Annotated in this window: 13 protein-coding genes; 4 read left to right on the top strand and 9 right to left on the bottom strand. The window is 48.1% G+C overall.

All coding sequences use genetic code 11. The features are described 5' to 3' along the window. Positions 1–333 precede the first annotated feature (333 nt). The 4 genes from MKY85_RS02150 to MKY85_RS02135 all read left to right on the top strand — a co-directional run bounded on the left by MKY85_RS02150 (position 334) and on the right by MKY85_RS02135 (position 3,585). Complete coding sequence (locus tag MKY85_RS02150) at positions 334–1,086, top strand: amino acid ABC transporter ATP-binding protein (RefSeq protein ID WP_301289677.1); 753 nt, start codon at positions 334–336, stop codon at positions 1,084–1,086. A gap of 38 nt (positions 1,087–1,124) precedes the next feature. Further along, entirely contained in the window at positions 1,125–1,958 is an 834-nt protein-coding gene (locus MKY85_RS02145) for a transporter substrate-binding domain-containing protein (RefSeq protein WP_342571664.1), read from the top strand. Positions 1,959–2,060: 102 nt separating this feature from the next. Further along, positions 2,061–2,783 (top strand): amino acid ABC transporter permease, encoded by a 723-nt coding sequence (locus MKY85_RS02140; RefSeq protein WP_339239217.1) that lies wholly within the window; start codon positions 2,061–2,063, stop codon positions 2,781–2,783. A gap of 151 nt (positions 2,784–2,934) precedes the next feature. Continuing rightward, positions 2,935–3,585, top strand: a complete 651-nt coding sequence (locus tag MKY85_RS02135; RefSeq protein ID WP_339239216.1) for an amino acid ABC transporter permease — start codon at positions 2,935–2,937, stop codon at positions 3,583–3,585. Between the two features lie 356 nt (positions 3,586–3,941). On the opposite strand, the gene MKY85_RS02130 is transcribed toward MKY85_RS02135, so the two are convergent. The 9 genes from MKY85_RS02130 to MKY85_RS02090 form a co-directional block, all read right to left on the bottom strand. Next, positions 3,942–5,279 carry an FAD-dependent oxidoreductase gene (locus tag MKY85_RS02130; RefSeq protein WP_342573250.1) on the bottom strand — a complete coding sequence of 446 codons (1,338 nt, stop codon included), beginning with the start codon at positions 5,277–5,279 and terminating at the stop codon, positions 3,942–3,944. A 78-nt stretch (positions 5,280–5,357) separates the two neighbouring features. Next, positions 5,358–6,212 carry a carbohydrate ABC transporter permease gene (locus MKY85_RS02125; RefSeq protein ID WP_342571663.1) on the bottom strand — a complete coding sequence of 285 codons (855 nt, stop codon included), beginning with the start codon at positions 6,210–6,212 and terminating at the stop codon, positions 5,358–5,360. Next, positions 6,196–7,110, bottom strand: a complete 915-nt coding sequence (locus MKY85_RS02120; protein ID WP_342571662.1) for a sugar ABC transporter permease — start codon at positions 7,108–7,110, stop codon at positions 6,196–6,198. Before MKY85_RS02120 ends, MKY85_RS02125 begins: the two co-directional genes overlap by 17 nt. Positions 7,111–7,388: 278 nt before the next feature. After that, positions 7,389–8,102 (bottom strand): hypothetical protein, encoded by a 714-nt coding sequence (locus MKY85_RS02115; protein ID WP_342571661.1) that lies wholly within the window; start codon positions 8,100–8,102, stop codon positions 7,389–7,391. 27 nt (positions 8,103–8,129) lie between these two features. Further along, complete coding sequence (locus MKY85_RS02110) at positions 8,130–9,425, bottom strand: sugar ABC transporter substrate-binding protein (RefSeq protein WP_342571660.1); 1,296 nt, start codon at positions 9,423–9,425, stop codon at positions 8,130–8,132. A gap of 103 nt (positions 9,426–9,528) precedes the next feature. Beyond that, positions 9,529–10,296 carry a response regulator gene (locus tag MKY85_RS02105; protein WP_339258474.1) on the bottom strand — a complete coding sequence of 256 codons (768 nt, stop codon included), beginning with the start codon at positions 10,294–10,296 and terminating at the stop codon, positions 9,529–9,531. Between the two features lie 5 nt (positions 10,297–10,301). Next, positions 10,302–12,125: a sensor histidine kinase gene (locus tag MKY85_RS02100; RefSeq protein WP_342571659.1), complete on the bottom strand. Its 1,824-nt coding sequence runs from the start codon at positions 12,123–12,125 to the stop codon at positions 10,302–10,304. A gap of 276 nt (positions 12,126–12,401) precedes the next feature. Continuing rightward, positions 12,402–12,590: an aspartyl-phosphate phosphatase Spo0E family protein gene (locus MKY85_RS02095; protein ID WP_339239207.1), complete on the bottom strand. Its 189-nt coding sequence runs from the start codon at positions 12,588–12,590 to the stop codon at positions 12,402–12,404. Between the two features lie 310 nt (positions 12,591–12,900). After that, complete coding sequence (locus MKY85_RS02090) at positions 12,901–13,425, bottom strand: pyruvate kinase (protein WP_342571658.1); 525 nt, start codon at positions 13,423–13,425, stop codon at positions 12,901–12,903. Positions 13,426–13,508: the final 83 nt, after the last annotated feature.

The following is a 13,508-nucleotide window of genomic DNA, read 5'->3' as shown; positions in this document are numbered from 1 at the left end:
TAGGTTGAGCTTTTTTGCCATGTACAGTTAGAACTTGATGGAATTTGTTTTTATGATCAGAGTCATAAATGAAACATCATTTCTAGTATACTCTATACATCTATTCCAATGGTTGGTAAACAACTAGGAGAATAGATTCAATTTTCTGTCAGGATTCGTCACAGGAGATTTGATAACATAACAGATATATAACACAATTACTGCCCATAGCCCTAGAAAGTCTATTACTTATGTCATGTTTTATCACAAACCAATTGCCATTAGCAGGATGAGTATGTATGATTAAATAACTAGTTTCAATTAATTCCTTATTATTCCTTTTACAAACATTCGTTGCAGAAAGGATGGGGTCTACTCTTGATTGAATTTAGGGGTGTCCAAAAGCATTTCGGTCATTTTCATGTCCTCAAGGATATCCATCTTCACATCGAAGAAGGAGAGGTTGTCGTCATCATCGGACCTTCCGGCTCCGGCAAAAGTACGTTACTCCGCTGTATTAACCGCCTGGAGACCATTACCGAAGGCGAACTTGTTGTCAGTGGGGTCCCTCTACATCAGAAAAAGGTGGATATTAACCTCTTCCGCCGTGACATCGGTATGGTATTTCAACACTTCAATCTTTATCCTCACAAAAAAGTCATTGATAACATTACCCTTGCACCCATGAAGGTGCGCAAACAACCCAAAGAACAAGCTGCCTCAACGGCCATGAAGTATCTGACCCGGGTAGGCATTGCCGACAAAGCAGACAGTTATCCCTCCCAGTTGTCCGGTGGACAGCAACAACGGGTAGCCATCGCCAGAGGACTCGCCATGGAGCCCAAAATCATGCTTTTTGACGAACCGACCTCTGCACTCGATCCCGAGATGATCGGGGAAGTCCTCGATGTGATGCGTTCCCTTGCCCATAATGGCATGACCATGGTCGTTGTTACCCATGAGATGGGATTCGCCCGCGAAGTTGCGGACCGGGTCATCTTCATGGACGAAGGCCGAATTGTAGAAGAGGCCACCGCCGCTGAATTTTTTGACAACCCCAGAGAAGAACGAGCACAGCAATTCCTGAGCCGTCTGATTCATCATTGAGAATAATCCAATATTCCATTTTGAAAGGGGTCTTATTCATGAAAAAATTGTTGATGTGGCCGTCATTTATACTTGTCCTTATTCTCTCGCTGGTATTGTCCGGTTGTAGTACAGGTGAGGAGAATAGCAGTAGTAGCGGTTCTGGCGGAGATGCCGTAGCCAAAGGAACGATTGAGCAGATTAAAGAGCGCGGCAAACTTATTGCCGGCGTGAAATATGATACGAAGCTATTCGGACTGAAAGATCCCGCAAGCGGCAACGTTGAGGGGTTCGATATTGATATCGCCAAGGCACTCGCCAAACAGATCCTTGGAGATGAGACAAAGGTCGAACTGAAAGAAGTCACTTCCAAGACACGTATTCCTATGTTGCAGAATGGAGACATTGACATCATCATCGCCACGATGACGATTACGGATGAACGTAAGGAACAGGTGGATTTCAGTGATGTTTATTTCGAGGCAGGCCAATCCCTGCTGGTGAAAAATGATAGTCCGATTACCGGCCTAGAAAGCCTCAGCGGGGTAAAAGTACTCGCCGTGAAAGGCTCCACATCGGCTCAGAATATTCGCGAGAAAGCTCCTGATGCTGAAGTGCTCGAATTCGATAACTATCAGGATGCATTCACTGCTCTCAAAGCCGGTAAAGGCGAAGCGCTGACCACAGATAATATCATCCTTATCGGCATGCAACAGACAGATAACAGCTTCCAATTGGTTGGTGGCAATTTCACAAGTGAACCTTATGGTATGGCCATTCGCAAAGGCGACACCGCCTTCGTGGAAGAAGTCAACAAGCTGCTCAAAAGCATGAAAGACAGCGGGGAATATGACACATTACATGAGAAATGGCTGGGCTCCAAGCCCGAGTAACCCCGATTAATGATGAGCACGCGGCGAATTCGTCTGCTGGATGCGATGCATAAGCAGACGTAATCGCCGTTTCTACATCTGGAGAACGGAGGCTTTGCCTATATGGGCACATTGGATTTCAGCGTACTGATGCGACACTCGGATCGTTTTCTGGAAGGATTCCTGAATACCATTCAAGTGAGTATTATAGCTCTCGTTGGCAGCTTTATCCTGGGCGCGATTCTGGCGATCTTTCGGATATCCCCTGTGAAACCGCTAAACTGGATTGGCACGGCTTTTGTGGAGTTTATCCGAAACATTCCCCTGCTGTTGGTTGTGTTCTTCTTCTATCTCGGACTGCCGGCACTAGGCATTTCGCTCGACGGATTTGTCTCCGGTACTCTGGGTCTGACCATCTATACCGCCGCTTTCATTGCCGAAGCGATCCGAGCGGGCATTCAGACGGTGCCGCGTGGACAACTGGAAGCCGCAAGATCCTCCGGCTTGTCCTATGTACAGGCCATGAATCTGATCATTCTGCCTCAAGCGATCAAGATTGTCTTGCCGTCCATCGGCAACCAGTTTATTAATCTGGTCAAGAACTCATCCATTCTGGCCGTCGTCGCCGGTATGGATCTCATGTATTTTGCCGACCTGGTTAACTCGGATACGTTCCAACCGCTAAGTGTATACACTGTTGTTGCGCTGTTCTATCTGGTGCTGACACTACCACTCAGCTTTCTGGTGCATTATATGGAGCGCAGGTTCGGACAGAGCGATGCAGAGGCGCGCAGCACCAAGGGAAAACCGAAGAAGAACAAACCAGCCGGTCAGGTTACCATGTAACAGATTGACATATACATGCGCAGATTTTTAGGGAGATATATTGCCTATTTCAGACCTTTCGATAATTTTGGTCCGTTATTTTGGCTAGTCCATGCCCCATCTATTGATCTTAGATATTCCATTCCTGCATACAGAAGGAGGCTAATAAAATATGGACTTTAGCGGGGCCTATGCGTGGCCCAACCTTCGTTTTCTGCTTCAAGGATTCTTGATTACCCTACAGGTCGCAGGGCTATCCATTGTATTCAGCTTCATACTTGGCACCGTGCTGGGTACCGTCCGGTTTACTCGCATCCCCATTCTGTCACAGATCGTAGCGGTCATCGTGGATACGATTCGGAATCTGCCACTACTGCTCATCATTTTCTTCATCCACATCGTACTTCCGCAGCTCGGGATCAAAATGTCCGTCTTTTGGTCCACGGTCGTTGGACTGAGTCTATTTGAAGGCGCGATGATCGCCGAGATCGTACGTAGCGGTCTGAAGTCTGTTGAGCGCGGTCAGGTGGAAGCTGCCCGTTCTTCCGGCCTGAGCTACATGCAGACCCTCGGTGGCATCATCATGCCACAGGCGCTACGCCGCATGTCTCCGCCGATGGTCAGCCAGTTCATCTCACTCCTGAAGGATACTTCACTGGCAATCATCATCTCTTTGCCGGAACTGATGCACAACGTGCAGATCCTCGGCGGCCAAAGTTTCGATTATATTATCCCCGCCCTCCTGCTCGCTGCGGTATTGTATTTTGTCATCAACTACACGCTGTCCATTGTCGCAAGGCGACTTGAGGCACGCATGAATTAAACGACTGAATAAATGAAATGAGCTTCCCACCGATGTTCTAACGAACCGGGGGAAGCTTATTTAGCCATTTTGGGGAAAGTTTCTAACCTAACGAATCGTAGACGCTCTATTTTTCCGATTCACCCCGCCTTTACGCCGTATTTCAGGTTTTTGAGTAAAATAACTTCACTGAGATTCGTTACATTTTTCATCTCAGCTTATAGCCCCATATTAGACGTCTCAGGTTCGTTAAACTTACACCACAGTGAATTAAATAAATAAACATCCACGTTACGCCCACTATTAATGATTCATGCCGCTCCCACGACTAATCCTTCGTCCAATCCGCCCAGTTTTGCCCACAATCAGCTCATTCGTTAGATCGCCGCTCCGTTGTGACGTAATTCCGCCTGTAGTAGCTCAATTGGCAGTCCCATCGGATCAAGCTTCATCTTCACGGTTAGTGCAGCGGCTGTCCCTGCCGCCTCCCCGGTAGCCATACAGCTTGGCGTCAACCTTGTCGTTGCATGCGCCTCATGTGTGGTGGAGATGCAGCGTCCTGCCGCCAGCAGATTGCGGATATTGCGAGAGATCAGACAACGATACGGAATATCGTATGCCCCATCCCCTTTGATAAAGGCAGCTACAACACCTTGACCCGAAGGGTCATGAATATCGATAGGATAACCGCTTCTGGCAATCACATCCTCGAACTTCCGTCCTGCGACCACATCCGCTTGGGTCAACGCATAATGACCGATAATCCGTCTGGATTCACGAATGCCAATCTGAGGTGCTACCGCTGAGATGGAAGCCCGTTCGAATCCAGGCACATCACGCTGCAAAAACTCAGCAATCATCAGCACCTGCTTCCGCCCTTCCTGTTCAGCAGAGGTCAGATCCTCGGCATCCGTCGCATCGAGTCCCTGCACCCGGGTACAATTAATCAGCACTTCATCGTCAGCCGGTCCGGTAAAAAACAACACCTGGTCGCGATTAATCGGTACCCCCGCTTTTTTCCACTGGGAATAGAAGCCGCTCACCCCGGTTAACGGAATGCTGTCCAGCTCCGAGAAGGGGGTCTTGGCATAGAAATCTTCCGGGTGCTCCTGAATGTATTGCTTCACGCGTCCAAGATCCACACCACGCATGCGGAATTTCATGGTCATCGGCTGAGACTGGTTATCGCCATCTCTCCCCTTCGCCACCGAAGCCCCTGCAAGATAAGCCAGATCCGCATCACCGCTTGCATCCACGAATATGTTCGCTCGGAACTCCTTTCGTCCAGACTTGTTGGTCACTCGCACCGCTTCCACCCGATCATCCCCAACAACCACTTCATCCACGAAGCTGTGCAATAACAGCCGGACACCAGCCTCCTGCAACATCTCTGCCGCAACCACCTGAAAGATCGCTGGATGGTACGGCGTGACAGTATGCACAAATCCAACCGTATCGCGCAAATGCCCGGGGGAGCCGCCACACGCCTGCAAACGATCCACAATCTCCTGCGCAATACCTTGAATGACCTGCTCCCCACGTTCCGTATGGAAAGTCATCCAGGGATAGACCATAGCGGCAGTGGACATCCCACCAACGAATCCATATCGCTCCACCAGCACTGTGCGGACACCCTGTCTTCCAGCCGCAATGGCTGCCGCTATACCCGCTGGACCTCCGCCCACAATAACGACATCTGCTTCTTCCTTTTCCATGCTCATCCGTTCACTCAAATGTTTTCCCTCCTTCCGTTCTATTGCACGTATTGCTCGCCTTTGCACGTATTTCATGGCTTACTCTTTCAGTCCCGTCATGGCAACCCCCTCAATGAAGCGCCGTTGTGCCAGGAAAAAGACAATTAAAAGTGGCAAGGTCGCCATGACTGTGGCGCTCATCAGATATTGCCAGGCTGTGCCGACCTCATCTGTAAACAAAGATAATCCAAGCGGCAGCGTCATTAGATCACGCGAGTTAATGAAAATCAACGGATCGAAGAACTCATTCCAGATCGTCACAAACGTGAAGATCGTCAGCGTAGCCATACCTGGCTTGGCAATAGGCAGCATAATTCGCGCATATATTCGGAATCGGTTGCAGCCGTCGATCATCGCCGCTTCCTCCAGTTCCGTTGGCACCGTAATGAAGAACTGCCTCATCACAAAGATGCCAAACACACCGCCCGCGCCAAAGATTGGCAGTAGTATCAGCGGAAGATGGGTATCAATCCACCCCAGCTGCCGCATGAACAGGAACATCGGAATCGCCGTCACCTCATGAGGAATCATCATGGCACTCAGCAGGATGAGAAATACCACATTACGTCCTTTAAACGGAATTTTGGCGAATGCATAACCGGCGAGAGAAGCAAAAAAAACGGTTCCCAGCACAACCAACGCAGAAATATAGATACTGTTCCAATAGAAACGGTGAAACGGAATCAATCGGAACACATCGATGTAGTTCTGAAATCGGAAGGATTCCGGTATCCACTGTGGCGGATAGGTGAATATGCTCTGAGGCTCCTTGAATGATGTCGATATCATCCAGATAAATGGCACAATCATGATTAGTGAAATCAGTGTCAGCAACAAATACGTCCCAAGGGTACTTCCTATCTTCCCCCCCGAAGAATTAGGCATCGCCTTCATTGAAAACCCACCTCTTTCGGAGCTGCCATTGCAGCAGCGTCAGGATCAGTACGATGAAGAACAGTACATATGCGAGAGCAGAAGCATAGCCGAACTGAAATAGTTTGAATGCTTTTTCCCAGATATAATAAACCAATACCTTTGTGCTGTTACTCGGCCCGCCCTGTGTCATCACATAGATCTGTCCGAATACTTTGAGTGAACCAATCACGGTCATGACCACAGTCAGAAACACCGTTGGTGTGATCATAGGCAGTGTAACGTGAAAGAAAGTTCCCCTTCTGCCCGCACCGTCCAATGTTGCTGCTTCGTACAGTGAACGCGGTACCTGCTGAATAGCTGCAATGAACAGCACCATATTCAGACCTACATTTTTCAGCACACTGGTCACAATCACTGCCGGCATTGCCAAATCTTCATTGTATAGCCACGCCGGACCCTTGATGCCCGTCATCAATAGAAGCTGATTAATCAATCCTGATTCTGTTGCATACATCAGCTTCCATACGATGGCCCATACGATCAGCGAAGTCATGACCGGAACAAAGATTGCTGTTCGAAAAAATCCGATCCCCCGCAGATTTCTGGATAATAACAAAGCAAGCAGCAGGGCGAGCACAATATTAAGCGGTACCAGTCCCACTGTGAAATAAACCGTATTGGCGAGCACTTTCCAGAACATCGCGTCTGTCATAATATTCTGGTAATTCTCCAGTCCAATAAAATGATGGTCCCCCAGCAGCGGCCAATCGGTCAGGCTCATGTATAACGCTAGACCCATGGGAAACAACAGCAGCAGGGTAAACCCAAGCACCATCGGCGATACAAACAGCCACCCTGCGATTTGGGCCTCTCTGGCGAGCGGCCCCCTTCTTTTGCGCTTGTGTGGATGGGTCACAATTAGCCACCCCCTTTTTAATCAAATTTCCTCCGAAGCTGAACTCTGTGACTATTCTATATAAGGTGAACTATACATTTACACAAGAACGTAGAGGACAGAAAAAACCTGAAGAAGCGAAGTGGTCGCCTAAAAGCTTTCTGGAAGAAAGCTGCATCGGAAGCATATGCTTATCCCCGGATTTCTCCCTCTATATAAGGGATTCAAAAAAAATCTGGGGATAACAGCAATCGGAAGGTTGTTCTGGCATCGGAGTACAAGTGTAAAAATCCTTTAGTTCAACTTATATAGTCTGGACGGTTCAGACTGTCCACCGCATTGCGGAACCCGTTCACAGCCCTGCGTAGCTCTTCCTTCGTGTTGCCTGTCACAACCGCTCCAAGCATAATCGCTTTGACCCCGGTATCGCGTAGCACCCGAACATCCTCCAGTACCAGCTTTCGCTGGGAAGGAACCAATACCGGAACCTGGGCTTGCAAGACCAGACGGCGATACTTGAGCACATCCGCGAAGCTGAGCGGTGTACCATACTCTTTGCCAGGTACAATGGATGCCTCCAGAGCAGTGAAGCCGAAGTGAGCTGCCGATGTTACGAGGGAAGCATCATATTCTTCATTGATCGCAAACGTTGGGTCCAGCCCCAAGTCACTCAGCATGAAGGAGGGCAAGTGATGTGCATAGATGGAATAGAAATCAAAACCCAGTCCAGCAAGGCGCTCCACATCCTCCCGTCGTGCTCCATCTATACTGCCGGAAGGTACGACCCCAAGCGGACCATCAAATTCACTGCGAATCGCCCGAAATACCTCGGCATACCTGTCCAATGGGCCAAAATGATTCCCGCTGGCGCGATGACCGACATTATAGTGCACCTTGAGTGCATCAGCCCCCTCTTCCATGGCTGCCCGAGCCAAAGCAAGTTCATTTTCAGGCAGACTGACCACCAGGGACAGCGGTTTCCGCTCAAGTAATTCTTTGAATTTGCCCATCATTCTCACCTCCGGTTTCGATCGACTTACTTAGGGTTGCAGCATGCTTTGGATCTCTTCCTGCATTTGTTTCAGATTATCCTCAGCTGTCGCTGTCTTGGCAAACAATCGGTCGAATCCCTGCAATACCGCATTGTCGATATCCTGCCAACGGATATGGCCGGGAATTAAGCGCGCTTTCGGCATTTCATCAATGACGGCCTGCACAATATGCTCTTTGCTCGGGTTATTCGGCTGAAGAATGAATGCGTCCGAGTTCAGAACAGAAGTACGAGGAGGCACAAAATAAGTGGCTGTCGCCTGAATCCCCTGCTCACTGGCAAAATATTTCAACAGCTTCTTCGTTTCCTCGGGATGTTTGCTGTCGTTGAACATGGCATATCCTGCCTGCCCCAGCATCGGTACACTGCCTTGTGAACCGGAAGGCATAGGCGCGATGCTCCACTCAAAATCCGTAATCTCCCTTGCCTTGGAAACATAGCTGTAGTTATCGAAGAACATGCCCACATTACCCGCATCGAAGCTGACCTGCTCACCTGCCTTCGGATGTGATTCATCGGTGAACATCATGCGCTCCAGTAATTCAAAAGTCTGCACACCATAGGCATCGTTCCAGGTGAACTTCGTCATACCTTCGTCGAATGGACCGCTTCCATTGGACCAGGAATAGGAGGAGAGAACCGCCCAGGTCTTCCAGTCGCGAAAAAAGTTGGCGCCATAGATTCGGTTGGTCGCCTCCTTGCTTGTAATCGCCTTGGCTGACTCTTCGAACTGTTCCCATGTCCATTGTCCTTGGGTGGCAAGTGTGTTTGGATCCGTCAGACCGGCCTTGTCGAACAACGTTTTATTATAAAACATGACCACCGGAGGTGTTGAGAAAGGTAGCCCCAGCAGCTGGTCGCCGTCACGGAATAGATCAAGCGTACTTGGAATGTAATCATCCAGCTTAAACTGTGCATCATCCTTGAACTCGGATACATCGGCCAGAATGTGGTTGGATTTGAATTGTGGTACCATTCGCTCCGATACCCAGGCGAGATCGGGAAGAGAGCCTCCAGCAGCAAGCACCGAAATTTTTTGCTGGTATTCTGCGAAAGGTACGGATTCCATCGTGACTTTGATGCCTGGATTTTCCTTGGTGAAGCCATTGATCAGCTTGTTGTATACATCCATGTGCGCCTGATTTCCCCACATCATGAACTTCAGCTCCACCTCTCCATTCTCCCCGCCTGCACTGCCAGGTTCACTGCCAGAATTGGAGCTTGTGCACGCGATTGAAGCCACCATCATGAGTACAAGCATCAGTATCAGTCCTCCTTTTTTCATGGAAATCCCCCTTATGGACGTTGTGGTATACAGGTGCAACCAAAGTATAACGAAAGCTTCGTTCCCTTATAAATCACGTCAACTTCAGAAATGGTATGGTTTTTCAAGAAATACTGAATCGGTCTCGGTATTCTCCCGCAGTCCATCCCACCTGCTGCTTGAACACCAGCATGAAATGTTTGGGGCTTTGATGCCCGGATAACCGTGCCACATCATAGATTTTGAGACCCGTGTTGATCAGCAACCACTTGGCCCGCTCCATGCGTGCCTCCGTGATGTATTCGGAATAATTAATGCCTATTTCGTTCTTGAACAACTGGCTCAAATAAGTAGGGTTTAAGTGAACGAGATCTGCGATCGTCTGAAGCCGTAAATCTCCATCAGGATGCTGCTTGATGTGCTCCTTCACATCTCGGATAATTTTGCGCGTATCTCCACTAGCATGTTCTGCTTTCCCAGATGGCTCCGGGATCGAAAGGGTTGAAATACCATATCTGCGGTCCAGCAACAATTGAATCTTCTGTATGCATAATGCCAGTTCATAGCGATCGATTGGCTTCAACAGATAGTTCAACACCCCGAACTCCATCGCTCTGCGCGCATATTCAAACTCGCCATAACCGCTAATGATGAGCATGAGCAATTCAGGGTACATGTCTCTGGCTTTGCTTGCCAAAGTTAATCCATCCATTTCACGCATGCGGATATCCGTGATTAACACATCCGGCACTTCACATCTCAGAAAATCCAGCGCCTCCGTGCCGCTCGATGCTTCGCCCGTTACCTGAAACTGAGAAGACGCTTGTACGATCAGCTCCCTCAGTCCCTGACGGATAACCGTCTCATCCTCTACAAGCAATACTTTATACATGCGCTTCAATCCCCTTTCGGTAGAAGTTGAATGGATATGGTGACCACCAGGCCCTGCCCGGGACTTCCATCAATGCTTAGGCTGCCACCTTCTCCATAGATAAGGCGAAGCCTCTGGGCGATATTGTTAAGCCCCAGACTGTCTCCGGCATGGCAACGTAATGCCTGACTGGAAAGCTGTTTTGTTATGGATTCGTTTAACTCGTCCATCTTCGCCTGAGTCATACCCTTACCGTTGTCTCGTACGCTAATCAGCAGCTCATGGTCGAATTTCAAGGCAGTTATCCAGAGTTCTCCTCCATTTTCCTGCCCTTCAATGCCATGGTAGACTGCATTTTCCACCAGCGGTTGCAGGATCAGCTTCGGAATCACACATTCCGTTATCTCTTCTTCGATGTCATAGTTAACCTCCAGCTTACCGTTGTAACGTACCTGCTGAATGCGTACGTAGGACTGTACAAAAGCCAGTTCCTCTCCAAGTGGAACCATCCGGTCCACCTTATCAATCGTATAGCGCAGCAGCTTGCCAAGCGCCGTCACCATGTCCGACACCGCAGCATGCTTCTCGCGAATGGCCATCATATTAATGGACTCCAGTGTGTTGTATATAAAATGAGGATTCATCTGGCTCTGCAACGCCGACAACTCTGCCTCCCGCTCTTGAATGCCCAGCAGGAACACCTCATTGAACAGTCGATGAATCTCTTCCATCATTCGGTTAAAGCCCCGGCTCATCTGTCCGAATTCATCATTGCTGAAGTGTGCTACCCGCTGGCTGAAATCTCCCTGCTCGACCCGAATCATGTGGTGCTTCAGTCGAATCAGTGGCCGGGTGATACGATAGGATAACAGCACCGCCAGAATCGATATAGCCGCCATACACAATACAGCGAACCATAGGGTGAAGGTGAGTATCTCACCCGACTCCTTATGAATCACGGCAATAGGTGTAAGGCTGATCACCGAAAGTCCGGAATAGCTGGAATGGTGTTGTACGTAGAGATAGGACTGCCCATCCAGAACAACTTCTTGGTTTCCTGCATAGCTTAGAAGCTGTCCATGCATTAACAACTGGTCGTACGCAGACATTCCTCCGGTCGAGGCTCGCTCGAACAGCAGACGCTGTTTGCTGTCTACAATCATCAGGCTTGCCTCTTGCTCAACATTCAAATTGGATAACAGTTGACTGAAGGCCTCCAGACGGATGTCAATCAGAATGTACCCCAATTGCTGGAGCGTACCCGGATCTCGAAGCACTCTGCCCACCGATATATACGATTCTTGCTGAACGCCCGTGTAGTAGCCGGGGTCATGCGGAGGAATCAGGCGCCACGTCCCTTCCGAGTGTTCAAGCTCTGCAAACCAGGCATCCTGTCTGCTGTCCCACACCGGCTTGACTGCCAGTGAATCGAGATTGGAGAACAGGATGCCGCTGTTGCTGATCAGATGAATTCCCCGAATCTCGGGTCGGTCATAAGCTTGACCAGAGGTATAGAGCTTCATTTTCAGATAATCCTCAGACCTCGCCCATGTACCCGACCCCATTGAACCGTTGTATTTGCCCAGAATGCCAAGCACCATCTGATCGTATAGCGGCAAGAGCGACAACCGCTCAAAGTCCTTCAGCAGCCGATTCAGATTGGCGTTAATCTGGCGAACCAGTTCAATGGTGAACTGCTCGGTCTTGCGATCCATCGTCTGTGAGAAATGCTTGTAGTTCATCACTCCCTGCAAGCTTAGCGGCAGCAACGTCAGCGCCAGGAACAACAGGAGCAACTTGGTGCGCAGGTTTACGTTTTTTCCGAAAAAAGTGCGTACCTTGTCCATCATTTCCGTTCATCCCTCCCTCTCCCGATCATTGTATGAGCCCCCTTCACAGATCAATCTGGATATAACTGGGGTCATCATATCCAGTTTTAATGATCATTCGCTATCCTGCCAACCCTGGAATTGGTACGGAATTTCAAGTTATGCGCATTGGTATCAGGGTGAACGCAAAAAAGCCGACTGTATCGCTACAGTCGACTACGCTATTTCTATAGAACACATCCGCTGAGTTAATCTAGCAAAACAATTCGGTTGAATTAGACCAAAAAACCGACTGCATTATGCAATCGGTTGTCTGTTGCCGAGATGGCTTTTATATTTGAATCGATTATATTCATTAATAAGCTCGTCCAGCACCATGGACTGTCGGAGGACTTTGTTGTCTTGCATGCCATGATTCTCCGCCAAACGACTCAATTCATGCCTGTTCTGTTCGATTTGGTCTCTGATCTGTTTCGGTTCACTCACAGCATGCACCCCCTCTTTTTTAAATATTTTAGGATACATTGCCAAAAAATTAACATTATATTCCTTTGCAAGGTAAAATGCTTATTTCCATAGAGATACTTTCAACATCAAGCATTTTGCATAGAGATATGAAACCTTCTAATCAATACAAGATGTAGCGCAAATATATGGAGAGCATATCTACATATCGTATTCGAGGATTTTCGAATCCTTAACGTTAAACTGATTCATGGACATATTATGCATTTTACCCTAGTACTTTTTGCACCTTTCTCCAGAAAGAAGTTAATAACCTTATCCGACAGCAAATTTATTCGTATAGATAATTATCATCACCATTCTGCATGCCAAAATAACGAAGTCTGTAGCCCTCTCGATAACGAGCACGCAACAGATGAATGAAAGAGTCATTCTCAAACTCAATGTAACCTGTTAAATAAAGTAGGATCAGATATTCCTCAAAACGTGGATTGCCAAGAGTCATCTCACTCTCTTGCATTCCATAAAATACTTCGATTTCGAGAATTAATAGAAGAGAAAACCCTCTTACAGTGGAATTGATGATCCATGCAAACTCCAGTGGCTCATGGATATCCTCATCCTTGTTCAGGCTAATTAATTGCTTGGTTCCCCTCTCATCCTTGAATACATAAGCTGCAATCGCCTGATCAAATCCCGCATGAGGATCGTTGCGCAAGTCGGAAAACGCCTCTAAATCTACCTTCTCAGCGTAAAATTTCTGAGTTAGTCGATCATGAATCTGCTCCAAACTGAATGGATTAGGAATGTCCAATGTTATATATTTGTCGTAAAGCTTCTGAATATCAATCTGCAATGATAAATCCTCTTTTCGTTATGAATGATAGAATTCCCAACTACGTTATCAATATAAAAAGGCTTACTTCCCAATAGGAAATA

It is taken from the genome of Paenibacillus sp. FSL R5-0749 (genome assembly GCF_038595085.1).
Classification (GTDB): Bacteria; Bacillota; Bacilli; order Paenibacillales; family Paenibacillaceae; genus Paenibacillus.
This window is presented reverse-complemented; position numbering and strand designations above follow the sequence as displayed.

Bases quoted from the DNA above. Each gene is read 5' to 3' on its own strand.
- MKY85_RS02145 (WP_342571664.1), top strand. From the start codon at position 1,125: ATGAAAAAATTGTTGATGTGGCCGTCATTTATACTTGTCCTTATTCTC.
- MKY85_RS02140 (WP_339239217.1), top strand. From the start codon at position 2,061: ATGGGCACATTGGATTTCAGCGTACTGATGCGACACTCGGATCGTTTT.
- MKY85_RS02135 (WP_339239216.1), top strand. From the start codon at position 2,935: ATGGACTTTAGCGGGGCCTATGCGTGGCCCAACCTTCGTTTTCTGCTT.
- MKY85_RS02130 (WP_342573250.1), bottom strand. From the start codon at position 5,279: ATGGAAAAGGAAGAAGCAGATGTCGTTATTGTGGGCGGAGGTCCAGCG.
- MKY85_RS02125 (WP_342571663.1), bottom strand. From the start codon at position 6,212: ATGAAGGCGATGCCTAATTCTTCGGGGGGGAAGATAGGAAGTACCCTT.
- MKY85_RS02115 (WP_342571661.1), bottom strand. From the start codon at position 8,102: ATGATGGGCAAATTCAAAGAATTACTTGAGCGGAAACCGCTGTCCCTG.
- MKY85_RS02110 (WP_342571660.1), bottom strand. From the start codon at position 9,425: ATGAAAAAAGGAGGACTGATACTGATGCTTGTACTCATGATGGTGGCT.
- MKY85_RS02105 (WP_339258474.1), bottom strand. From the start codon at position 10,296: ATGTATAAAGTATTGCTTGTAGAGGATGAGACGGTTATCCGTCAGGGA.
- MKY85_RS02100 (WP_342571659.1), bottom strand. From the start codon at position 12,125: ATGATGGACAAGGTACGCACTTTTTTCGGAAAAAACGTAAACCTGCGC.